This is a genomic window from Flagellimonas sp. L-11, from assembly GCF_056857735.1.
Genome location: NZ_JBSXNR010000061.1, coordinates 108,243 through 132,448 on the forward strand (window position 1 = coordinate 108,243; position 24,206 = coordinate 132,448).

18 protein-coding genes, 2 tRNA genes and 1 rRNA gene are annotated in these 24,206 nt (G+C 41.9%); 7 read left to right on the forward strand and 14 right to left on the reverse strand.

Annotated elements, in window-relative coordinates:
- Positions 1-85 precede the first annotated feature (85 nt).
- The 5 genes from AC13CC_RS10810 to porV form a co-directional block, all read right to left on the reverse strand.
- Positions 86-1,075 (reverse strand): M20/M25/M40 family metallo-hydrolase, encoded by a 990-nt coding sequence (locus tag AC13CC_RS10810; protein ID WP_482875654.1) that lies wholly within the window; start codon positions 1,073-1,075, stop codon positions 86-88.
- Between the two features lie 111 nt (positions 1,076-1,186).
- On the reverse strand, positions 1,187-2,827 hold the full coding sequence (locus tag AC13CC_RS10815) for a pyruvate dehydrogenase complex dihydrolipoamide acetyltransferase (protein ID WP_326279138.1): 1,641 nt from the start codon (positions 2,825-2,827) through the stop codon (positions 1,187-1,189).
- Positions 2,828-2,831: 4 nt separating this feature from the next.
- Entirely contained in the window at positions 2,832-3,830 is a 999-nt protein-coding gene (gene pdhA, locus AC13CC_RS10820; protein ID WP_326279139.1) for a pyruvate dehydrogenase (acetyl-transferring) E1 component subunit alpha, read from the reverse strand.
- An 81-nt stretch (positions 3,831-3,911) separates the two neighbouring features.
- Positions 3,912-4,403, reverse strand: coding sequence for a cytidine deaminase (cdd, locus tag AC13CC_RS10825; protein ID WP_482875655.1), 492 nt, complete (start codon positions 4,401-4,403; stop codon positions 3,912-3,914).
- 74 nt (positions 4,404-4,477) lie between these two features.
- A complete protein-coding gene (porV, locus tag AC13CC_RS10830; RefSeq protein ID WP_482875656.1) occupies positions 4,478-5,623 on the reverse strand; it encodes a type IX secretion system outer membrane channel protein PorV in 1,146 nt (381 codons plus the stop codon).
- A 393-nt stretch (positions 5,624-6,016) separates the two neighbouring features.
- Between porV and gldJ the strand changes: the two genes are divergently transcribed.
- Both gldJ and AC13CC_RS10840 read left to right on the forward strand, forming a co-directional pair.
- Positions 6,017-7,666: a gliding motility lipoprotein GldJ gene (gene gldJ, locus AC13CC_RS10835; RefSeq protein ID WP_326279142.1), complete on the forward strand. Its 1,650-nt coding sequence runs from the start codon at positions 6,017-6,019 to the stop codon at positions 7,664-7,666.
- Between the two features lie 65 nt (positions 7,667-7,731).
- Entirely contained in the window at positions 7,732-9,006 is a 1,275-nt protein-coding gene (locus AC13CC_RS10840; RefSeq protein ID WP_482875657.1) for a UDP-N-acetylmuramoyl-tripeptide--D-alanyl-D-alanine ligase, read from the forward strand.
- Between the two features lie 12 nt (positions 9,007-9,018).
- Here the strand turns inward: AC13CC_RS10840 and AC13CC_RS10845 are convergent.
- Together AC13CC_RS10845 and AC13CC_RS10850 are read right to left on the reverse strand one after the other, a co-directional pair.
- A tRNA-Val gene (locus tag AC13CC_RS10845) sits at positions 9,019-9,093 on the reverse strand.
- A gap of 28 nt (positions 9,094-9,121) precedes the next feature.
- Entirely contained in the window at positions 9,122-9,535 is a 414-nt protein-coding gene (locus AC13CC_RS10850) for a 6-pyruvoyl trahydropterin synthase family protein (RefSeq protein ID WP_326279144.1), read from the reverse strand.
- Positions 9,536-9,703: 168 nt separating this feature from the next.
- Between AC13CC_RS10850 and AC13CC_RS10855 the strand changes: the two genes are divergently transcribed.
- Entirely contained in the window at positions 9,704-10,387 is a 684-nt protein-coding gene (locus AC13CC_RS10855; protein ID WP_326279145.1) for a metal-dependent hydrolase, read from the forward strand.
- Positions 10,388-10,423: 36 nt separating this feature from the next.
- Here the strand turns inward: AC13CC_RS10855 and AC13CC_RS10860 are convergent.
- The 6 genes from AC13CC_RS10860 to nhaD form a co-directional block, all read right to left on the reverse strand.
- A tRNA-Val gene (locus tag AC13CC_RS10860) sits at positions 10,424-10,501 on the reverse strand.
- 71 nt (positions 10,502-10,572) lie between these two features.
- Positions 10,573-11,784, reverse strand: coding sequence for a bifunctional folylpolyglutamate synthase/dihydrofolate synthase (locus AC13CC_RS10865; protein WP_482875658.1), 1,212 nt, complete (start codon positions 11,782-11,784; stop codon positions 10,573-10,575).
- Entirely contained in the window at positions 11,784-12,668 is an 885-nt protein-coding gene (locus AC13CC_RS10870; RefSeq protein ID WP_482875659.1) for an energy transducer TonB, read from the reverse strand. Before AC13CC_RS10870 ends, AC13CC_RS10865 begins: the two co-directional genes overlap by 1 nt.
- Positions 12,668-13,054, reverse strand: coding sequence for an ExbD/TolR family protein (locus tag AC13CC_RS10875; protein ID WP_014032087.1), 387 nt, complete (start codon positions 13,052-13,054; stop codon positions 12,668-12,670). Before AC13CC_RS10875 ends, AC13CC_RS10870 begins: the two co-directional genes overlap by 1 nt.
- Positions 13,055-13,064: 10 nt before the next feature.
- The gene (locus tag AC13CC_RS10880; RefSeq protein WP_014032088.1) at positions 13,065-13,757 is read right to left on the reverse strand and encodes a MotA/TolQ/ExbB proton channel family protein; all 693 of its coding nucleotides are present in this window, start codon (positions 13,755-13,757) and stop codon (positions 13,065-13,067) included.
- Positions 13,758-13,815: 58 nt separating this feature from the next.
- Positions 13,816-15,204, reverse strand: coding sequence for a sodium:proton antiporter NhaD (gene nhaD, locus AC13CC_RS10885; protein ID WP_326280352.1), 1,389 nt, complete (start codon positions 15,202-15,204; stop codon positions 13,816-13,818).
- Positions 15,205-15,440: 236 nt separating this feature from the next.
- On the opposite strand from nhaD, the gene AC13CC_RS10890 reads away from it, so the two are divergent.
- The 4 genes from AC13CC_RS10890 to AC13CC_RS10905 all read left to right on the forward strand — a co-directional run bounded on the left by AC13CC_RS10890 (position 15,441) and on the right by AC13CC_RS10905 (position 24,047).
- A complete protein-coding gene (locus tag AC13CC_RS10890; protein ID WP_326280351.1) occupies positions 15,441-16,583 on the forward strand; it encodes an acyl-CoA dehydrogenase in 1,143 nt (380 codons plus the stop codon).
- Between the two features lie 305 nt (positions 16,584-16,888).
- On the forward strand, positions 16,889-21,394 hold the full coding sequence (gene gltB, locus AC13CC_RS10895; protein ID WP_326280360.1) for a glutamate synthase large subunit: 4,506 nt from the start codon (positions 16,889-16,891) through the stop codon (positions 21,392-21,394).
- A gap of 8 nt (positions 21,395-21,402) precedes the next feature.
- Positions 21,403-22,869, forward strand: a complete 1,467-nt coding sequence (locus AC13CC_RS10900; protein ID WP_482875660.1) for a glutamate synthase subunit beta — start codon at positions 21,403-21,405, stop codon at positions 22,867-22,869.
- Positions 22,870-23,105: 236 nt separating this feature from the next.
- Complete coding sequence (locus tag AC13CC_RS10905; RefSeq protein WP_326280347.1) at positions 23,106-24,047, forward strand: hypothetical protein; 942 nt, start codon at positions 23,106-23,108, stop codon at positions 24,045-24,047.
- A 52-nt stretch (positions 24,048-24,099) separates the two neighbouring features.
- Here the strand turns inward: AC13CC_RS10905 and rrf are convergent.
- Positions 24,100-24,206 (reverse strand): 5S ribosomal RNA (gene rrf / locus AC13CC_RS10910); the annotation flags it as partial.

Consider the following 24,206-nt stretch of genomic DNA (forward strand, 5'->3'; position numbering starts at 1 on the left):
ATTGTATTGAATGTCATTCCCGCATAAATGGGAATCCATATATTTCAGATTTTCCACCCTTGTTCAAGAGTTTCGAAATTACATTCTACTCATTTAATTTGATTTCTTGGTTCGGCGTATTGGCAATACTTTCAATTACCGGAATGGTTTTGTTAACCAAAGTAGCCATGTGAACGAAATCCATAAGATCGGGCTCATCACCTACTTTATGATAGTGGTTAAAGTTGGTAAAATCAAAAGTGCAAAACGTATGGGAGGGCACACCGAATTCTTCATGGAATGGATAATTGTCCGACCGTTGATAGAGGTTATACTCCTTTGCCGTAGGTAAAAAACCCACTAGCTTTTCTTCTGCATACGCATTGCTGATCTCTGCTAAATTGGACATATCATACCCCGTTATGTACATGAAATAATCTTTTCCTTTCAAAGGAACTCCTGTCATTTCAAAATTGAGCATGGTATACAGGTCCAAGTCCTTTTCCTTTAATTTTTTGGCCAAATGTTTGGACCCCAACAAACCTTTCTCTTCGGCACTGAACAAAGCAAAAATCAGACTACGTTCGTTGGTTTTTTGGGTTCCGAAGTAACGGGCCAATTCCAAAACCGTAGAAGTTCCCGAAGCATTATCGTTGGCCCCATTTGCAATATAGTCCCCATTTTCGGGTGCTATGGCACCAATATGGTCGTAATGCGCACCGATCAAGATGAATTCATCTTTTAAATCAGGGTCGTTGCCCTCAATTACCCCAACAATGTTGTAAGCTGTCTTTTTAAAATTTGATAAGGTATCGCGATAGGTTTCAAAATACGGTTTGAGTCCGTAAGACTTAAAATAGTTCTCAATATATTTTGCTGCCATTTCAATACCTTCACTCCCTGCTTCTCGCCCTTTAAGGTCGTCGGAAGCCAAATAATTCATCATCTCCCCTATTCGCTCTGCATCGGTAAATGTGTTGTTTGACGCTGTGCTCTTTGATGATTCAGTAGTTTCAACAGTTGCAGTTTGAGTTAGCTGCGTAGATCCGCAGCCTACTACAAAAATTGACGCCAGAGTATAAAACAGTATTTTCATTTGTGTTGCTTTTTGAATTTTTTAAAGATAAAAAAAGCATCCCGAAAAGGATGCTTTTGATTTATGTTATTGAATGTCCCCTTCGACTGCGCTCAGGGTGGTATTTTAAAACTACGCTAACATGGTCACAGGATTTTCCATGTATGCCCTCAATGTTTGAAGGAACTGAGCTCCTGTGGCGCCATCAACTGTTCTGTGATCACAAGCCAAAGTAATCTTCATAGTGCTGCCTGGCACAATCTCGCCATTTTTCACTACTGGTTTATCCACAATAGCTCCAACTGACAAAATTGCTGAATTTGGCTGATTGATGATGGAAGTGAATTCCAAGATACCGAACATTCCCAAGTTGGATACGGTAAAGGTGCTCCCTTCCATTTCATCTGGCTTTATTTTCTTGTTTCTAGCTCTTCCTGCCAAATCTTTGACGGCGGTTCCAAGTTGGGTCAAACTCAATTGGTCGGCAAATTTGATTACGGGAACCACAAGACCTTCATCTACAGCTACTGCCACACCCATGTGAACATGATGCTTGTAAACCGTAGTATCTCCGTTCCAGGATGTATTTACCTGCGGATGCTTTTTAAGTGCCATGGCACAGGCCTTCAATACCATATCGTTGAAAGATACCTTGGTATCGGGCAAATTGTTGATTTGTGCACGTGAAGCCTTTGCATTGTCCATATCCACCTCTATGGTAAGATAATAGTGCGGTGCGGAGAATTTGGATTCACCCAAACGCTTGGCAATCACCTTACGCATGGTGGAGTTTTTAACCTCCTCTATGCTTTCTTCGCCAACAGGCAAAGCAACAGGCGCTACTGCAGGAGTTGCCTCTGTTTTATCCGCTGAAATAGCTGCTTTAGTAGCTGGCGTAAAGTTCTCTATGTCTTTTTTTACGATTCTCCCGTTATCTCCTGTTCCTTTTACATCGGCTAAGTTTATGCCTTTTTCTTCGGCAATCTTTTTGGCCAATGGTGAAGCAAAAATGCGCTGTCCATCTTGTAAAGTTGAAGTGGCCTCTTCTTTTTTGGAAGTTTCCTCAGCCTTTGGGGCTTCTTCTTTGGTTGCTTCAGGTTTTGAAGTGCTCTTGGAAGAACCACCTCCCGCCTGTGCTTTCAACACAGCATCAACATCGGTTCCTTCTGGGCCAATAATGGCCAATAATGAATCAACCGGGGCGCCTTCGCCTTCTTGAATACCGATATGCAACAGGGTTCCGGAGTAGAACGATTCAAATTCCATAGTGGCTTTATCGGTCTCGATCTCAGCCAATATATCCCCTTCTTCCACTTCGTCGCCAACACTTTTTAACCAGCTGGCCACGGTTCCTTCTTCCATGGTATCGCTCAATCGCGGCATGGTCACGATTTCCACTCCTTCAGGAATATCGGCTGGCGCACTCTCCGGAGCTGAACTTTCTTCGGCTTCAGCTTTGGGTTCAGAAGCATCTTCTTTCGCCGCCGCCTCGGACGAACTGCCAGAACCGTTCAATAGACCAGAAATATCTTCTCCTTCCTCTCCGATTATGGCCAAAAGTGAATCAACCGGGGCTCCTTCACCTTCCTGTATTCCGATATGGAGCAAAGTCCCTTCATGAAAAGATTCAAATTCCATGGTGGCTTTGTCCGTTTCGATTTCAGCCAATATATCTCCTTCTTCGACTTTGTCCCCTACGTTCTTGAGCCATTTTGCCACGGTTCCTTCTTCCATGGTATCGCTCAATCTAGGCATGTTGATTACTTCTGCCATCTAATTATAATTTATGTTGTAAAAATGGATAGTCTTCTTGCTCGTAAACCGTGTCGTACAATTGTTCCTTTGGTGGAAAATCTGAATCTTCAGCAAATTTCTCGCACTCTTTTACCAAGTCCTTCACCTTTTTGTCGATTTTCTTAAGGTCATCTTCAGATGCGTATCCTTTCTCTAGGATAACATCTTTTACCTGAGTAATCGGATCTATCTTTTTATACTCTTCTACTTCTTCTTTTGTTCTGTAATGTTGGGCATCCGACATGGAATGCCCACGATACCTATATGTCTTCATTTCCAAGAAAGTAGGCCCGCCTCCTGTTCTTGCTCGCTCAATGGCCTTGTCCATCTCTTTGGCAACGATCGCAGGATCCATTCCATCTACGGGACCACATGGCATTTCATAACCGAGTCCCAACTTCCAGATATCGGTGGAGTGAGATGTACGGGCTACGGATGTTCCCATGGCATAACCGTTGTTCTCACAAATAAAAACTACGGGCAATTGCCACAGCATGGCCAAGTTAAAGGCTTCGTGAAGGGATCCTTGCCTTACGGCGCCATCACCCATATAACAAAGGGTCACGGAATCCCTTTTAAAATATTTATCCGCAAATGCCAAACCAGCTCCCAAAGGGATTTGCCCTCCAACGATACCGTGTCCACCATAAAAGCGGTGTTCTTTGGAGAAAATATGCATGGAACCGCCCATACCTTTGGAGGTTCCTGTTACTTTTCCATAAAGTTCAGCCATCACTTTTTTTGGATCCACGCCCATACCTATTGGCTGAACATGGTTTCGGTAAGCGGTGATCATACGATCCTTTTCCAAGTCCATTGCATGCAATGCACCTGCTAGAACTGCTTCTTGACCATTGTACAGGTGTAGAAACCCTCTAACTTTTTGCTGAATATATACGGCGGCAAGTTTATCCTCGAACTTTCTCCAGAAAAACATGTCCTCGTACCATTTAAGATAAACTTCTTTGGTAATTTTTTTCATCTATAGTAGTATTAAATGAATTTCCCCTGTAGTAGGGAAGAGCAAAAATACATATATATCTGTTTTGGAAAAAGAATTGAATTAAGAATCGCCCAAAAATGAGCTATTGAATGCCAAAGGCAAAATATCGGCCATGGAACTACATTTGTATATCGGGCCTTTTTCCGACCTTAACAACAACGAAATTGGAGTATTCTGCTTTTGTTCGTATTCTATAATAGACTGTCTGCAATTGCCGCAAGGAGCCGCTGGAACCCCTACCTCATGTTTAGAGGACGAAGCGCTAATGGCAATGGATTTTACGGCCACCCCAGGATATTTGGCGCCTGCATGGAAAATGGCCACACGTTCGGCACAAAGGCCCGAAGGATACGATGCATTTTCTTGGTTGTTGCCAATGACCACTTCCCCGTTTTCCAACAATACCGCCGCACCCACTTTAAACTTAGAATAGGGCGCGTAGGCATTCTCCCTGGCCTTCGCAGCGTCTCGTAACAATTTTTGGTCGTTTTGTGACAACTCGTTTTCATTCTCATAAATGAGCAGTTCAAAACTAATTTTCTTTCTTTCCATCTAAACCTGGGTGTATTCAAAAATAAAAAAACCTGCCCAAGGGACAGGTTTTTTCCTATTTATTTTATGCTTTCTTAATCATTGTAAAATTCTTCTCCCAAGTTAAAAGTGAGCGAGAATCGCAAGGTGTTTTCCAATGGGTTTCTAACCTGTGAGGTTGAGAACAAATAGGAAAGATCTATTTGGGCTGATTTAAACATAAAGCCAGCTCCGAGCGTAAAGAACTTACGGGAACCTTTTTCTTCACTTTCATTAAAATAACCACTCCGCAACATAAAAGCTTCTCTGAACCTATATTCTGCGCCAAGTGCCCATGTTACTTCTTTAAGTTCTTCCCCGAATCCATCCGGTGCATCGCCGAAAGACTCAAAGACTCCCTTGAAAAACCCTATTTGCTGGTATTCATTGTTATCATCCGAATCAATATCCCCATCTCCATCAAAATCTCTTGGCGTGGGCACCAAAAGTTTATTGAACTCTGTATTGATGGCCAGCACATTGTCTTGGTCAAAGATAAAATCAAATCCACCACCAAACTTTAGGTTGGTGGGCAAAAAGTTTTCCTGTCCGCCTTCATCATATTGTATGGAACCGCCCAAGTTGGATATATTAAACCCAGCTCTCCATCGTCCATCAAAATTACTATAAGCTATTTCCGGAGATCGGTAAAAACCCGATACATCTACTGCAAAGGCATTGGCCGCCTGAGAATCTTGTATACCATCTTGAAACCTGAGATTGGAACTGATAAATCTACCTGCCACGGCCATCGAAAAGGTTTGGCTCAATTTTAAGGAATAAGAACCATCCAAGGCAAATTCGTTGGGCTTCACCAAAGTGGCCTGCTGATCAAATGTTTGTCTCAATTCAATCTCTCCCAAACCAAAGTAACGGATACTAAAGGCGAAAGCACTTCTATCATTTAATTTGTTGTAAAAGTTCGCATTTAATAAGGATACATCGTTTACAATGCTTTCCAAATACGGGGTATAGCTAACTCCAACACCCATTTTTTGAGTGGCAAAGGCATATTTTGCAGCGTTCCATTGTTGGGAATACACATCAAAAGAAGTGGCAACGCCCATATCTCCCATACCGGAAGCCCGTGCATCGGCAGCAATCGTCAAAAATGGTACGGCCGTTGTAATCGCCCTTTCTTGCTGAGCGCTAAGCTGTGCTGCCATGGACAGGAAGGCAACCACTATCAATAACTTTTTCATTCTAAAATTTTAGCATTTAGTGTAGTATTGGTTCCAATAAAAAGTTTTGGAAGCAATACAAATTAAACGGTCTTTTGCCTAAATTCTTATATTGGAACACATATTTTTTAGAGTTAATCGTCCAAAACACTACTATTTTGGTTAAATGGTAAAATTAGGGTCGAACATCTTTCCCAAACCGTTAAAAGCCAATCATCTTATACTAATTTACCCCCTTCTCCGTTACAGAAGTGTAGCATGCACCAATTATCACATTGCTAGAAATATTTGATGAGCACAAAATATAATGGCAAAAACACCGTTTTAATGCCATTGAAGGATTTTAAAAATCAAAACAAGTCGAAGTTACTGAGGGCATATAGCCCTGAGTTTTAAAGTACTCAAGCCCAAATTATGAAAAAACACTTAATTAAAGTTGTACTTTCTTGCGCCGTAGTGATGGGAGGTTTTTCCAGTTGCAAAAATTCCTCTTCATCCAAGAACGTCTCCAGAGCCACCGGTTGGAAAATTAATGCCAAAGAAGGGGGATTTCAATACAATTCGGATTTTAAGGAGCAAGAAACTCCTCCAGGAACCGTATTTGTAGAGGGAGGAACGTTTACCAAAGGTAAGGTCCAAGACGATATAATGCACGATTGGAACAACACCCCGACCCAACAACACGTGCAATCCTTCTATATGGATGAAACCGAAGTGACCAACGTAATGTACTTGGAGTACTTGGATTACCTCAAAGAAGTTTATCCTCCCGACAACCCCAATTACGCCAATATATACAAAGGCGCACTACCAGACACCTTGGTTTGGAGAAACCGATTGGGCTTTAACGAAACAATGACCAACAACTATCTAAGACACCCTGCCTATGCAGAATATCCCGTTGTGGGTGTTAATTGGGTACAAGCTACCCAATATGCCGAATGGAGAACGGATAGGGTCAACGAAGTAATGCTGGAAAGAGAAGGGTATTTGGCCGAAGATTCCAAATACAAAGTTCTAAACGGCGAAATTGAGGGCACTTTTAGTACCGAGGCTTATTTAAACAATCCAGAATCTGTTTATGGTGGTGAAATAGATTCCCTGCAAGGAAAACAAAAGAAAGACTCCATCAATGCATTTGCCAAAAGAAGTAGCGGCATAATAATGCCTGCCTACAGGCTACCCACCGAAACCGAATGGGAATATGCTGCCCAAGCTCTTGTTGGAACCAGAGAATACAACAACTACAGAGGTAGAAAAAAATATCCATGGGAAGGTGATTACACCCGTAACGGACAACGAGTAGGCCGAGGAGATCAATTGGCCAACTTTAAGCAAGGTAAAGGTGATTACGGCGGTATTGCCGGATGGTCCGACGATGGTGCCGATATTACCGGAGAGGTCAAATCCTACAAGCCCAACGATTTTGGACTATACGACATGGCCGGAAACGTAAACGAATGGGTGGCCGATGTGTACCGTCCTATTGTTGATGACGAAATAAGTGATTTCAATTATTTCCGAGGAAACGTTTTCATGAAAAAAGCTATTGGCGAAGATGGAAAAGTAGAAATATTGAGAGATGAAATAGTTTATGACACTTTGCCCAATGGTAAAATTGTAGCCATCAATCTTCCAGGAGAAATCAAGGAAGTTCCAGTTACCGAAGAAGAAACGTATTTAAGGACCAATTTTGATAAAAGTGACAACCGTGGCTTTAGAGATGGTGACCCAGGCTCTTCAAGGTTCTTTAGCCGTTTCAGTGATGAAGAGGACAACCAAAAAATGTATGATGCGCCGAAACATTCGGTAGAACGAAACGAAGAAGGTGAATTGGTTCGTCAATATGATGAGTCAAACTTTAGAACCTCATTGATCAACAACGAGGTCCGTGTGTACAAAGGCGGATCATGGAGAGATCGAGCTTATTGGTTAGATCCTGCCCAGCGTAGATACTTGCCACAATATATGGCAACAGACGATATTGGCTTTAGATGCGCCATGTCCAGAGTTGGATCTAAATCCAGAACCAAAAAAACGGTACGCCATAAAAAAGCGAGATAAAAAACTTCTTGAGTATTTTAAAAAGCCCCAACCAAAAGGTCGGGGCTTTTTTTTATCTTCGATTTATGATAATGAAAGCGTTGCACGCTCTATTTTTGGAGCACCCCACAATATGTACAGACACTCGTAAAATCACCGAAAACTGTCTGTTTTTTGCCCTAAAAGGGCCAAATTTTAATGGAAATGCCTTTGCACAAGAAGCTTTGGACAAGGGTGCAGCCTATGCCATTATTGATCAGGAAGAATTTAAAACTTCGGACAGACTGCTTCTAGTTGACGATGTCTTGGATATCCTGCAACAGTTGTCTACCTATCACAGGAACTATTCCAAAGCAAAAGTAATATCGCTAACGGGAAGTAACGGGAAAACCACGACCAAGGAACTCATTAGTGCGGTAATCTCGAAAAAATACAAGACTATTGCCACCAAGGGCAACCTCAACAATCATATTGGAGTTCCCTTGACCCTTTTATCCATTAAGGAAGATACCGAAATGGCGATTGTGGAAATGGGTGCCAACCATATCGGCGAAATCGGTTTTTTAAGCACTATCGCCCAGCCCGATTTTGGATACATCACCAACTTTGGCAAAGCCCATTTGGAAGGTTTTGGCGGCGTAGAAGGAGTAATCAAAGGCAAAAGTGAGCTTTACGATTATCTTAAGACCAACGATAAATACATCTTTTTAAATGCAGATGATGACATTCAGAAAGAAAAATTGAGCACTTATACCAAAAAGTTGGGCTTTAGTACAAATGACCATCACTATTATAACATTAAATTTCTTGGCGTTGACCCTTATGTTCTATTAGAAATGGAAGGAATACAAATAACCACTCAACTGGTAGGCAAGTACAACTTTCCCAATTGTTGTGCGGCAATCCTAATGGGCAAATACTTTAATGTACCTTTGGAAGACATTAAATCGGCCATTGAAAGGTATCAACCACAGAACAATAGATCACAGATACTTTCCAAAAACGGTTTTGATATTGTACTTGATGCGTACAATGCCAACCCCACCAGCATGAAAGCCGCTCTGGAAAATTTTAGTTTGATGAATGCCGACCGCAAAACCCTTATTCTTGGTGATATGTTTGAGCTTGGCAATACCGCTTCTGAAGAGCATCAAGCTATTGCCGAACTTGCAAAAGAATTGGGTTTTGACGATGCCTATCTGGTCGGGGGAAATTTCCATGACACTAACACTACACTGAATAAGTTCAAGTCTTTTGAAGATTTAAAAGTGCATCTTTCAAAAAAACCTTTAAAAAAAGGAGCTTTACTCATTAAAGGTTCACGCGGAATGGCATTGGAAAGAGTTCTGGATTTTTTATAAGAAGAAAAATTGTGGGATATACTGGATTCGAACCAGTGACCTCTGCCCTGTCAAGGCAGCGCTCTAAACCAACTGAGCTAATATCCCATTACAAAACGGGCTGCAATATCGGAAATTAATCCCAATCTCCATACTCTGCCGAGTTCTTTGATGTCTCGTGCAAGGTAATATGCAACATTTGCCCCTTTTTAAGTTTTGGTTTTAGAATATCATATATAACTTTTACGAAATACTCCGTTGTGGGCAGTAAATTTTCAAACTCCGGACAATCTTGGTTCAGGTTCTTATGATCAAACCTGTCCTCCACCTCATCTTTAATCAATGCACCCAGTTCTGCGAGATCCATTACAAAACCAGTATCAGGATCAACCTCGCCCTTTATCCTTACCTCAAGATCAAAGTTATGACCATGAAAACTAGGGCTGTTGCATTTACCAAACACCTCAATGTTCTTGTCCTTGCTCCATTTGGGATTATGAAGCCTGTGAGCTGCATTAAAATGGGCTTTTCTACAAATCGTGGCAATCATACTGCAAATTTAAGTTCTTTTTCTTCAATCGTATTTTATTGATTCAAAAAAATTATGCAAAAGGATCTTCAAGATTTCCATTTCGAATTGAAATTGACCAGTGTTCTTGTTAACTTTATAAAATAGGCCAAAAGCCTTCAACTTTACACATCAAATAAAATATACACTATGAAAATTACCTATTTAGGGCATGCGACCTTTTTAGTTGAGATGAACGGGAAGAATATTTTATTCGACCCTTTTATTACTGGAAATGAAATGGCCTCCGATATCAATATTGATGACCTTAAGGTCGATTATATTTTTGTGACCCACGGGCACCAAGACCATGTTCTGGATGTAGAAGCCATAGCTGAAAACAATCCTAAAGCATTGTTGATATCCAATTTTGAGGTGGTTAGTTGGTTTGCCAACAAAGGTATTAACGGACATGGCATGAACCATGGTGGTAAGTTCGAATTTGACTTTGGCACCGCTAAATACGTGAATGCCATCCACTCCAGCATGCTGCCCGATGGAAGCAATGGCGGCAATCCAGGGGGATTTGTACTCTGGGACGATTCAAAATGCATTTACATTGCCGGGGACACTGCCTTGACCAAGGATATGGAACTGATTCCTAAAACCTGCCCAAAATTGGATATTGCAATTTTACCAATTGGAGACAATTTTACCATGGGTTACGAAGACGCAACCATTGCCAGCGATTTTATTGAGTGCAACCAAGTAATAGGATGCCATTACGACACCTTTCCTCCTATTAAAATTGATAAAACCAAGGCAGTTGCATATTTCGTGAAAAAAGGAAAGAAATTGATACTTCCGGATATTGGGGAACCCATTAGCATTTAAAACAAAAAAAGCCTCCGAGAAGTCGGAGGCTTTTTTTGGTGGGCGCTGAGGGATTCGAACCCCCGACCCCCTCGGTGTAAACGAGGTGCTCTGAACCAACTGAGCTAAGCGCCCATTTATTTTCCTAAATGGGAGTGCAAATATAACACAGTTTTTGATTTATAAAACAAAAAACAAGAAAAAAATCACACTATTTCCGCAACAACAAAAGTACTGCCTCCAACATAGATCATATCATTGCTCGTCGCATTTTTCAACGCTTTGTTCAACCCCTTTTTTACAGACTTGCACACCTTCCCCTTAAGCCCTTCTTCTTGAGCAAGTTCCTCTAGCTGAAGAGCATACATGCCCCTTGGAATACTTGGCCTTACAAAATAATATTTGGCATCTTTGGGGAATAACGGCAAAACGGACTTTACATCTTTATCTTTAACAAATCCAAGGACGATATGGAGTTGATCATACGATTGTTTTTTAACTTGTTCCAAAACCAACTGAAGACCTTCCTTATTATGTGCCGTGTCGCATACCACTAAAGGATTGTTTTGCAATACTTGCCATCTACCAAGAAGTCCTGTATTTTCCACAACTTTTGTGAGTCCGCTGGAAACATCTCTTTCAGCAACTTCAAAATTCTTTAACTGACGAATACATGCCACCACTCCGTTGATATTTTTCTGCTGATATTCACCCAACAAATCCGTTTTATATTCCACGTACGATGCTGCATCCGCAAAAACAATGTTGGATCTTCGCTGATGGGCGATCAGGTTAAAAATCATTTTTGTCTCTGGTTGCGTCTCGCTAATCACCACAGGAACCTTTGGTTTAATGATGCCCGCTTTTTCCAAGGCAATTTTCTCCAAGGTATCTCCCAAAAACTGGGTGTGATCCATTCCAATATTAGTGATTAGCGACACTTCGGGCGTTATGATGTTGGTAGAATCCAAACGCCCTCCCAATCCTACTTCGATTATGGCGATATCCACTTTTTCTTCCGCGAAATAGCTAAAAGCCAAACCAACGGTCATTTCAAAAAACGAAAGCTTATGGTACTCAAAAAAGGTTTTGTTCTCCTGAATAAAATCCGTTACAAATTTCTTGCTGACAACTTTACCATTTATTTTGATGCGCTCCCTAAAATCCTTTAGGTGTGGTGAAGTATAGAGTCCAACCTTATAGCCAGCCTCCTGAAGAATGGAAGCCAACATATGGCTACTGGAACCTTTTCCGTTGGTTCCGGCAACGTGGATACTTTTGAATTTTTTCTCTGGATTGCCCAACACATTGGAAAAGCGGATGATGTTGTCCAACTTAGCATTCAAGGCCGCGGCACCTTTTTGCTGGTACATCGGAAGCTGCCCGAACATCCAGTCCAAAGTTTCTTTATAGGTCACTACTGCCCCAATTTAAAGTTGACGACCACAAAACCGATTTGCTGAGTAGGCGCATTGGCATCGGAATTCCAACGGTGAAGAAGCGCTGTTTTACGGGCGGGCTCCAAGAGGCATGGCGCATTATTTGTGGTGCCCTTTACGCCGGGCTGTGCTTGAATCACCTTTCCATTTCTATCCACCACTATCCTTACCACAACTCGACCTTCCTCATTGCATTCCTGCCGCACTACATCTTTGCCAGCTAACGACCTCCCACTAAGTCCATAACCGCCAGTTCCACCTCCACTGCCAGGTGCACCATAGTACGAGGTGGCATATGGGTCTCCATCCAGTTGGCCTTTATCTCCAGCCTTATCATCGTCACCTTCGCTGCCTGTGGTGGTTCCCTCCGATTTTCCGATTCCACCGATAAGGGCATCCACACTTTTTTTCTTGGCTTCTTGTTCCTGCCGCTTACGCTCTTCGGCCTCCCGTTTTTCACGGGCAATACGCTCGGCTTCAGCTTTGGCTTTTTCTGCTTCCTCTTCCGCTTTACGTTTGGCTTCTTCCTGTTGTCGCAGTTTAATGGTTTCCTCGTCATTACTTGTCAACACCTCTTCAACAGGAGCATCTTCCACCACAGTTTCTTCGGGTTGGGCGGGTTCCGCCTGTTCTTCGGGCTCTGGCTGGTTTTGAACCTCTCTTGGTTCCGATCTTACTCGCTCCGTAGGCTGTACCTCTCCACTACCATAATCCATGGTTCCGAAATTGACAGCGATACCATTTTCAATGGGTGGGTCCAGATAGGTCAATCCTATATAAAAAAGCAATAGGAGCAGTGCGCTTAACAAAAGTGTTGTTAGCGTGAAGGATTTTTTCTTGTGTCTCGTATCTAAAAAGGACATTATTTTGGCCGCACTGCCAAGATTACCTTGTAACTGTTCCTGTTGGCAATGTCCATTACGTTGACCGCTTCTTTAATGGCCACGTTTTCTTCTGCTCTGAGGATGATTGTTGGCTTTTCTTGACCTTCAAGTGCCTTTTTTAATTCAATTTCAATGTATTCTTTGTTGATCTGCTCGTTGTTCACAAAATATTTCAGATCCTTGTCAATGGTAACCGAAACATTCTGTGTGTTCGTCGATTTACCCTTTGCCTTTGGCAAAAGCAAATCCAACGCATTCGGTGCATTGGACGTCAACATGAAAAACACCAACAACAAGAACACAATGTCCGTCATTGATGACATGCTGAATTCCGGGCTTATTTTGTTTCTTCCCTTCAGTTTCATAGCCAAAGGTTTATATAGGTTCGTTCAAAAGATCCAAGAACTCTACCGCATTGGCTTCCATTTGATGCACTACCTTATCGGTCCTGTTCACCAAGTGGTTGTAACCAATGTACGCGATAATACCAACCACCAAACCGGCAACCGTAGTGGTCATTGCCGTATAGATACCAGATGCCAATGAGCCCATTTCTGCCTGCCCTCCACTACTAGCCATTTCGTGGAATGCCAAAATCATACCAATTACGGTTCCCAAGAAACCAATCATTGGTGCAGCGCCGGCAACAGTGGCCAAAACACTTACATTTTTCTCGAGCTTGTACACCTCAAGCGTACCTGCGTTTTCAATGGAAGTGTTAATATCGTCCAAAGGCTTGCCTATTCTGGCCACCCCTTTTTCGATAAGTCGCGCTACGGGAGAATCCGTTTGGGCACACAACAATTTTGCTGCCTCCAGTTTGCCATTGCTTATATGATCACGAATCTGGTTCATGAAATTCTTATCTATCTTGGACGCCGCCTTGATGGCAAAAATGCGTTCAAAATAAATGTACATGGCTACAAAGAGGAGCACAAAGAGCACTACAATGATTATAACGCTCCCTGCCCCTCCATTTACAATAAGGTCTATTACGGATAAGGTCTTTTCCTCGGAAATAGAAGCTGTTGCCTCAGCACCTTCCGTTACTTCTTGAAAAATATTCATATAAAATCCCCAATTTTAAGTTGCAATTATAACGGAGATTTTTGAACTAAAGTATTTTTTAGAACAAATATCGCATCACCATAAAGCAAATTGCTCCGGCAATGAACCCTAAAAAGGCCAACCATGATATCTTTTTAAGATACCAGAAGAAGTCGATTTTCTCCATACCCATGGCAACAACACCTGCTGCCGAACCAATTATGAGCATACTTCCACCTGTTCCTGCCGAATAGGCGATAAAATGCCATAATTGGTCATCCATTGGCTCGGAGAACATTCCCAAACTAGCGGCCACCAAGGGCACATTATCTATAATTGCAGAACCAATACCCAATAGTACAACAACCAGGTCGGAAACTTGGGTACCAGCCATTTCTGTTCCGATCAATGGCATTCCTTGCTTCAATCCTTCGGCAAAGTTGAACAAGAGGCCGAGAGATTCCAAAGCGGCCACGGCCATTAAAATACCCAAGAAGAACAAAATACTGGGCAATTCTATCTTGGTAAGGGCACTATGCACCGGACTGTGATGCGAATGCTCATCACTTTCTTGGTTTATGGACGATATGGCGATTTTCTTGTTACTGTAAATTTCAGCAAAAGTAGCCACTACTGCCAAGGACAACATCATCCCTACATAAGGTGGCAAATGGGTTACCGTTTTAAAAATCGGCACAAAAACAATGGCCGCTAAGCCCAAATAAAGCATTCTGGGCCCATATTTTGAGTTTGTTCCACCATCTTCCTCATCCACATCAATTTCTCCTTTGAAAGCCGGGAGATAGGATGCAATAAAAGAAGGCACAAGCATACAAACCAAAGACGGTATCAATAAGTGCTCTATAAGCATGGCCGTGGAGACCTTATCGCCTATCCACAACATGGTAGTGGTAACATCCCCAATCGGCGACCACGCACCCCCGGCGTTTGCCGCAATAATGATCAAACCTGCATACCAAAGTCTAACATCCCTATCCTTCACAATTTTTTGAAGGATGGAAATAAGGACAATAGTGGCAGTAAGATTATCGATGATCGCGGATAGTATAAAGGCCAAAAATGAGAAAATCCAAAGAATCTTCTTTTTGCTCCTTGTTTTTACAAATGACTTTATGGTGGCAAATCCATCAAAATAGTCGATAATCTCAACGATGGTCATCGCTCCAAGAAGAAAAACCAAAATCTCTGCGGTTTTACCTAAATGGTGCAGAAGGGTCTCCTCCATGAGTTCCATCTTTTCCTCGTGCCCAAAAGCCCCGAAGTTTTCCAACAATGCATGATTGCCAGAATCGAACCATGTGGTAAAGCCATCTATTCCAAAAGCCATCAAGGCCCACAAAATGGCCATCATGGCCAAGGCCGGAATAAGTTTATCTATTTTTAAATTATGTTCTAGGGTAATTGCCAAATATCCAATTACAAAAATGACAACTAAAAGGGTCTCCATGTTAAGTTTGGTTTAATTAAGGAATATTATTTTATGAGTAGTTATCTGTGCGGCTAAAGATATTCAAAATGAATATTTCCGCATAATCTTATTGCTATAAAAAAATGTCAAAGAGAAATACCGGTTTTCAAAAAAATATTTAAAATTCATAGATTCTCATTTATTTGCATTTATTTATACAATATTAATATTGTAAAGCTATATTTGTAGGTAGTTTTTAAATATTATTCATTTTTATGGATTTCACACTTTCCGAAGAACAGTTAATGATAAAACAAGCGGCAAAAGATTTTGCCCAAAATGAGCTTTTACCCGGAGTAATTGAACGCGACGAAAGCCAAAAATTTCCTAGTGACCTTGTTAAAAAAATGGGAGAACTGGGTTTTTTAGGAATGATGGTCAGCGAAAAATATGGTGGAAGCGGCCTTGACACCCTATCTTATGTATTGGCCATGGAAGAATTATCGAAAATTGATGCCTCCGCCTCGGTAATGGTGTCAGTAAACAATTCTTTGGTTTGTTGGGGACTGGAAACCTACGGAACAGAGGAGCAAAAAGAAAAATACCTGACCCCATTGGCCTCGGGAGAAATTATCGGTGCCTTTTGCCTTTCGGAGCCTGAAGCAGGAAGTGATGCAACTTCCCAAAAAACAACAGCCATAGACAAAGGCGACCATTACCTATTAAATGGAACTAAAAACTGGATCACCAATGGAAACCAGGCCGAGGTTTACTTGGTAATTGCACAAACAGACAGAGAAAAGGGTCATCGTGGCATAAACACCTTAATCGTAGAGAAAAGCATGGAAGGTTTTGACATAGGCCCCAAAGAAAATAAACTGGGCATTCGAGGGAGCGATACACACTCCTTAATGTTCAACGATGTTAAGGTGCCCAAAGAAAACCGTATAGGCGAAGATGGCTTTGGGTTTAAGTTTGCCATGAAGACTTTGGCGGGCGGAAGAATAGGCATTGCAGCACAGGCCCTAGGCATTGCAGCTGGGGCTTACGAACTGGCACTGCAGTATTCCAAACAGCGAAAAGCCTTTGGTACAGAAATTTCGAATCACCAGGCCATTGCCTTTAAATTGGCCGATATGCACACCAAAATACAAGCAGCACGCCATTTGGTCTATCAAGCCGCATACGATAAGGATGCAGGAAACGATTACACCCTTTCCGGCGCCATGGCCAAACTATATGCTTCCGAAGTTGCAATGGAAACCACTGTTGAGGCCGTACAGATTCATGGCGGAAATGGATACGTAAAAGATTATCACGTAGAACGCTTAATGCGGGATGCCAAAATCACCCAGATTTATGAAGGCACTTCCGAAATTCAGAAAATCGTTATCTCACGAAGTATTCTTGACGATTAAAGAAACACCCCTCTAAAAAAGACGGGTCTTGTCCCTTAAAGTGTTTTTTTGAATTCAACACCCCCTCTTTTTGAGAAGTAGACCACCCTTGAACATGCTTCAATTACACAAAATACTCTTCCCAGTAAAGGGAAAGACATGCTTTATTTATTCAGTTTGAGATAATGATAATTTAACATTCCATATATTTTTAAATTGAGTTTTTTTTAACCTTCGAAACATTACGTTGATTATTTATCTGATAATCAACAAAAACCTTATAATTTATATATCAATTTTGATATTTTTGAGGAAATACGTTAATGATGAGATTGGAGAAACAAGGTTTATACTTACCAGAATTTGAGCATGATAACTGTGGTGCAGGTTTCATCTGCAGCCTAAAAGGAATTAAGTCCAACGACATAATACACAAAGCACTCGAAATTCTAGATAAATTGGAACACAGAGGTGCCGTGAGTGCCGATGGGAAAACTGGGGACGGAGCAGGAATTTTGATTGATATACCCCATGATTTTTTCGTGGACACCTGCACTTTTGATCTACCAGAAGCAGGAGGATATGCCGTAGGAAATGTATTTCTGCCTCAAAAGCAAAACCAGCGTGATTTTTGCATAAAGGTACTTGAAGAAAACATTGCAAAGCAAGGGCTCCAACTATTAGGCTGGAGAGATGTACCCGTTAACCGTTCCGTTCCAGGGCGGATTGCTGCCGAAACCGAACCCTATGTAATGCAGGTTTTTGTAGCCAAAGGGAAAGGTATGGACGATTTTCAGTTTAATCTTAAACTTTTTATTGCCCGTAAAATTACGGAACACACCGTAATAGAAAGCAAACTATCAGAAAGGGATTTTTTCTACCTGCCCAGCCTATCCACTAAAATAATCATATTTAAAGGACTTTTGGTGCCAAAGGACATAAGCAGGTATTACGAAGATCTTTTAGATCCACGCGTTGTTACCCGCTTGGCATTGGTGCACCAAAGATTCTCCACCAACACATTCCCAATGTGGGATTTAGCCCAACCTTTTAGGTACATGTGCCACAATGGAGAGATCAACACTCTACGAGGAAATGTTTCCCGCATGCGCTCACGCGAGGAATTGATGGAAAGTGACTGGTTTGGCGATGACATTAAAAAGATACTTCCCATTGTATTGCCAGCTAAGTCCGACTCCGCAAGCATGGACATGGTGGTCGAACTACTCCTGATGACAGGTCGTTCCTTGCCCGAAGTGATGATGATGTTGGTTCCCGAAGCTTGGGAAAAAAACCCCGATATGTCCGAGGCCAAAAGAGCATTTTACGAATACAACTCCTGCCTCATGGAACCATGGGACGGACCGGCATCCATACCCTTTACTGACGGAAACTATATAGGTGCAGTACTCGACAGGAACGGACTACGCCCATCAAGATATTCGGTTACCAAACAAGGATATGTAATCATGTCCTCGGAAACCGGTGTAGTTGAATTGGAACCCGAAGATATTGAATTCCATGGCAGGCTGGAGCCCGGAAAAATGTTCTTGGTAAACATGGAAGAGGGAAGAATTGTAAATGATGAGGAAATAAAAGAACATATTGCCAAAAAGCATCCATACAAAAAATGGTTAAAGGACAACTTGGTACACCTAAAAGAGATACCATATAATGATTGTCCTGTTTTCTTTGGCGAATTCCCTTTGCAAACCCGAAGAACAGCTTTTGGATATACCCAAGAAGACATCAACACCATTATAATGCCCATGGCAGAAAATGGAAAAGAACCCATTGGCTCCATGGGTTCCGACACCCCAATTGCAGTACTTTCCGAGCGTCCGCAATTGATTTACAATTACTTTAAGCAACTATTTGCCCAGGTGACCAACCCACCATTGGATGGTATTAGGGAAGAATTGATTACAGATATCAGTCTCACACTTGGAAGTGACCATAACATTTTTGATTTTTCGGAATTGCACTGCCGTAAACTAAAAATCCAAAACCCTGTTATTTCCAAAGAGGATTTGGATAAAATCAAAAATTACGATGCCAGTCCGGATTATAAAGTTGTATCCATTTCAATGTTATATGAAATCAACAAAGGGCACAACGGACTGGAAGAAGCTTTGGACTCCATCTTACAACAAGCATCCGATGCCATTGATGATGATGCAAACATCATCATCCTATCGGATAGAATGGTAAGTGCCGAAATGGCTCCGATACCTGCACTTTTGGCCTGCTCCTATATAAACAGTGGACTACGAAAATTAGGAAAACGCTCAAAATTAAGCATCATCATCGAATCTGCCGAACCACGTGAAGTACATCATTTTGCCTTGTTGTTCGGTTTCGGCGCTAGTGCCATCAACCCATATTTGGTAAACGAAATCATTGGGGAGCAAATCGAAGAGAACAACATTACCGATTATACTTTCGAAGAAGCGGTCAAAAATTACAACAAGGCCATCGGTAAGGGAATACTCAAGGTAATGAACAAAATAGGGATATCCACACTTAACTCCTACCGAGGTTCACAACTTTTCGAGTGTATCGGAATAAACACCACGGTTGTGGACAAATATTTCCCAAACACCCCGACCCGTATTCAGGGAATCGGGCTATACGAAATAGAAAAAGAAGTAACCAAACGCCACAAAAAGGCGTTCCTATCACAGGAAATAGCAGCCAATCTCGATATTGAGGTCGGTGGAGAGTATCGATGGAGAAGAAATGGCGAGAAGCACATGTTCAATCCATTAAGTGTCGCCATGCTTCAAAAATCGGTACGCAATAACGAGCCGGATACTTATAAAGAGTATTCCAAACTGGTCAATGAGCAATCCAAACACCTAATGACCATCCGCGGACTGTTCGAATTCTCGAACTACGACCCTATTCCCATTGAGGAAGTTGAGCCTTGGACAGAAATTGTAAAAAGGTTTAAAACTGGGGCCATGTCCTACGGAAGTATCAGCAAGGAAGCCCACGAAAATCTTGCGATTGCCATGAACCGAATTGGAGGCAAGAGTAATTCAGGTGAAGGAGGAGAGGATTCGGCTCGTTTCTATAAAAGTCAGACCGGTGACTGGAAAAACAGTGCCATAAAGCAGGTGGCCTCAGGTAGATTTGGGGTGACCTCCAACTACCTAACCAGCGCCCAAGAAATCCAGATTAAAATGGCACAAGGGGCGAAACCAGGTGAAGGTGGTCAATTGCCAGGACCAAAAGTAAACCCGGCCATTGCCAAAACAAGGAACTCGACCCCCTATGTTGGGTTGATTTCCCCACCTCCCCATCACGATATTTACTCCATTGAGGATTTATCACAGCTGATCTATGACTTAAAATCTGCTAACAGAGAGGCAAGGATCAATGTAAAATTAGTTTCCGAAGTTGGTGTGGGAACCGTGGCGGCCGGTGTCGCAAAAGCCAAGGCAGATGTTATTTTAATCTCAGGATTCGATGGAGGAACTGGGGCATCACCTTTAACCTCTTTGAAACATGCAGGACTTCCTTGGGAACTTGGAATAGCCGAAGCCCAACAAACTTTGGTGCTCAACGACCTACGTAACAGGGTAACCTTGGAATGTGACGGACAGTTAAAAACTGGTCGCGATGTTGCAATCGCATGCCTTTTGGGAGCAGAGGAATTCGGATTTGCCACGGCCCCGCTTGTAGCTTCTGGCTGTGTGATGATGCGTGTTTGCCATTTGAACACATGCCCCGTGGGCATTGCCACGCAGAACCCCGAACTTCGCAAAAAGTTTGAAGGAAAACCTGAGCACGTAGTCAATTACATGTATTTTGTGGCCCAAGAGCTTCGTGAGATTATGGCCAAACTTGGTTTTAGAACATTGAACGAAATGGTTGGTCAGGTTCAGAAATTGGACAGAAAAAAGGCCATTGAACATTACAAAGCAGCAGGTATCGACTTGACACCAATTCTTTATCAGGTTGATGTACCTGAAGGAACCAAGTTCCACAATACGGAAAAACAATATCACGAAATAGACAAGTCCATAGAATTTGAGATCATAGGCAAAGCCCACCCTGCCCTATTCAGAAAGGAAAAAACCTCTTTGGATTTCCCTATCTACAATACGGATAGAGCTGTGGGAGCCATTATTAGTAATGAGATTTCAAAAATTTATGGAGCGGACGGCTTACCTGAAAACACCTTGAGATTGAACTTTACAGGTTCAGCTGGGCAAAGTTTTGGTGCTTTCGCCACTAAAGGACTTACCATGGTGGTCAACGGAAACACCAACGATTATCTTGGAAAAGGTTTGTCAGGAGCTAAATTGGTCATCAAAGTGCCATTTAAGTCAACCATAAAACCAGAGGATAACATTATCACAGGAAATGTTACCTTATATGGTGCTACTTCAGGTGAAGCCTACATCAACGGTAAAGCAGGAGAGCGGTTCTGCGTAAGAAACTCAGGGGCCAAAGCAGTCGTTGAAGGAATTGGCGACCACGGATGTGAATATATGACCGGTGGCGTTGCCGTTATCCTTGGCTCCGTTGGAAGAAATTTCGGTGCTGGTATGAGCGGTGGTATCGCCTTTGTTTATGACAAAGACAATACATTCAGACAAAACTGTAACGGGGACCACTTAAATCTTCTTCCTGTTGATGAGGACAAAGACATCAAAGAATTGAAAGATTTGATAGAGAACCATTACAATGCCACCTTAAGTCCTTTGGCGCAAAGTATTCTTGAAAATTGGGAAAAATGTCTTCCTAAGTTCATTAAGGTATTCCCAGAAGAATACCGTCAAGCACTTATTAGATTAGAAGAAGAAAAAATGCAAACCTTATAATTTGAGACATGGGAAAGATTACAGGATTTTTGGAATATGACAGAAAGGACGAAGCATACGCCCCTGTCAAAGAACGTATCAAAAACTATAAGGAGTTTACAAAACCTTTAAAGGAAAGTGAATTAAAGAACCAAGGAGCCCGTTGTATGGATTGTGGAATTCCATTTTGCCATAGCGGATGTCCTTTGGGCAATTTAATTCCCGATTTTAACGATGCAGTTTACAAAGGAAAGTGGGAAAAGGCTGCCGAGATACTTCATTCAACCAATAATTTTCCAGAATTTACAGGAAGATTATGCCCCGCACCATGCGAAGAAGCATGCGTACTGGGAATCAACGAGCCAGCCGTTTCCATTGAAAACATCGAAAAAAACATCGTAGAAACAGCCTTTAAGAACGGATGGGTAAAGCCTGAAGCACCATTGACCCGAACCGGTAAAAAAGTGGCCGTCATAGGCTCTGGACCAGCAGGTTTAGCTGCCGCTCAACAATTGAATCGTGCAGGCCATGCCGTTACTGTTTTCGAAAGAGATGAAAAACCTGGGGGCCTTTTACGATATGGCATCCCAGATTTTAAGATGGAGAAAAACGTTATCGACAGAAGACTTGAGGTAATGGAACAAGAGGGCATTGAATTTAAAAATGGGGTTCATGTTGGAGTGGATATTACTGCAACGGAACTTCAAAAAGAATTTGATTCCATTGTACTTTGTGGAGGAGCAACGGTTAGGCGTACTCTTCCCGTTCCTGGTGCAGATGCCAAAGGAGTAGTTCAAGCCATGGACTTTTTACCCCAGAACAACAGAAAAGTAGATGGAATTCCATTTGAAGGAGAAGAAATTTCGGCAAAAGGTAAAAAAGTAATCGTTATTGGTGGTGGAGATACGGGTTCCGATTGTATCGGTACTTCTATCAGGCAGGGAGCTACATCCGTTACCAATTTTGAAATAATGCCGAAAGGAACACCGGACCGTCCCGAAGGACAACCATGGCCATTTTGGCCCATGCGATTGCGCACCAGTTCTTCACATAAAGAAGGTGCCGACCGTGTATTCAGCATTTCCACAAAAAAATTCAATACCGACAAGAACGGCAAATTAAAAAGCTTGGTAACCGTAGAAGTTGAATGGGTCAAGCAAGCTGGTCAACGCCCCATGCTCAAAGAAGTAGAAGGTACAGAGAAAGAATGGGACTGTGATCTAGTTCTATTGGCTCTGGGCTTTACAGGATCGGAAACCACGATTGCTGATCAACTACATCTTGAAATGGATCCAAGAACCAACATAAAAGCTTCTGCAGCAGATTATAAAACCAATGTTCCCGGAGTTTTTGTGGCCGGCGACCAAAGAAGAGGACAATCACTTATTGTTTGGGCCATTTCTGAAGGAAGGGAAGCCGCACACTATGTGGATACATATCTAATGGGAAAATCGGATTTGCCCTTAAAAGGCGAGGGAGATCTACCCAGAGTATAAAAAAGCACGTAAATCTCAACTAAACTTGCGTTACTCCTCTAGGCTTTTGCTTAGGGGAGTTTTTATTTACAAAAAAACACAACATATCAATTTATCAATAAAACACGCAGATAAATCTGCCAATTACACAAAGTAAAGCTTTTAACCCATAAATTGTTTGTATCTTCAAAAGTGTTGCCTTACCTACGCCGTTGCTATGTATTAAACGAGATAATCAACCTCTAAATACATGAATTATGAGAAATTTAATAGCTCTTTCCTTATTATTATTAACACTGTTCGCGTGTAAAACCAAAGAAAAAGATACCAAAGAAGAGAACACCACTCCAGAAAAAAATCCCTTAGAACTTGGCAAGGTTCATATAAATACCAAAAGTATGGAGTTTTTTGTGGCTGATACACTTTATTCTGGATGGAATACACTCATCTATGAAAACCAATCACCAGAAGTACATTTTGTAATGATGGACCTATATCCTGAAGGCATTACAATCGATAATACCAAAGCTGAATTGCTACCCCCATTTGATGATGGTATGAGGCTGATTATGGAAGACAAAATGGATAGCGCCATGATTGCTTTCGGCAAAATACCTGAATGGTATCAACAGGTTAAATTCTTGGGAGGAACAGGTCTAGTATCCCCAAAACATAAGGTAAAAAGCACCATCCACTTAAAACCAGGTCGATACATTATGGAGTGTTATGTAAAAATGTTCAATGGGGAATGGCATACCTCACATGGAATGTTGAAAGAGATTATTGTATCTAAAAAATCGACAGGACTAATCCCTCCAACTCCGACTGCAAACATCGATATCTCAAGTACAGATGGACTTATCCTTAAAGATAGCCTCTCATCTGGCAATCACATTTTCCAAACTAATTTTATAGATCAAAAAGTTTATGAAAATTTTGTTGGGCATGATGTAAACCTAGTGCGTTATGACAATACTGCTTCTTTGGATTCTTTAGTCCAATGGATGAATTGGATGAATCCAAGAGGACTGCGTACACCTGCGCCCGAAGGTTTCACGTTTCTTGGAGGAATGAACAATCTCCCTGCCGAAAGTAAAGGCTTTTTTGAAGCTGATTTAACCCCAGGAAATTATATACTCATTTCGGAAGTTCCTTCTGCCGATGAAAAGAAACTTCTTTATCAATTTTCCATTGAATAAATAGTACCAAGTAAAAACAAAAAAAGCCCCCCACTTACGTGAGGGGCTTCAAAGAAGGCGGCGACCTACTCTCCCACCTGGTGTGGCAGTACCATCGGCGCAAACGGGCTTAACTTCCCTGTTCGGAATGGAAAGGGGTGGGCCCCGTCGCCATGGCCA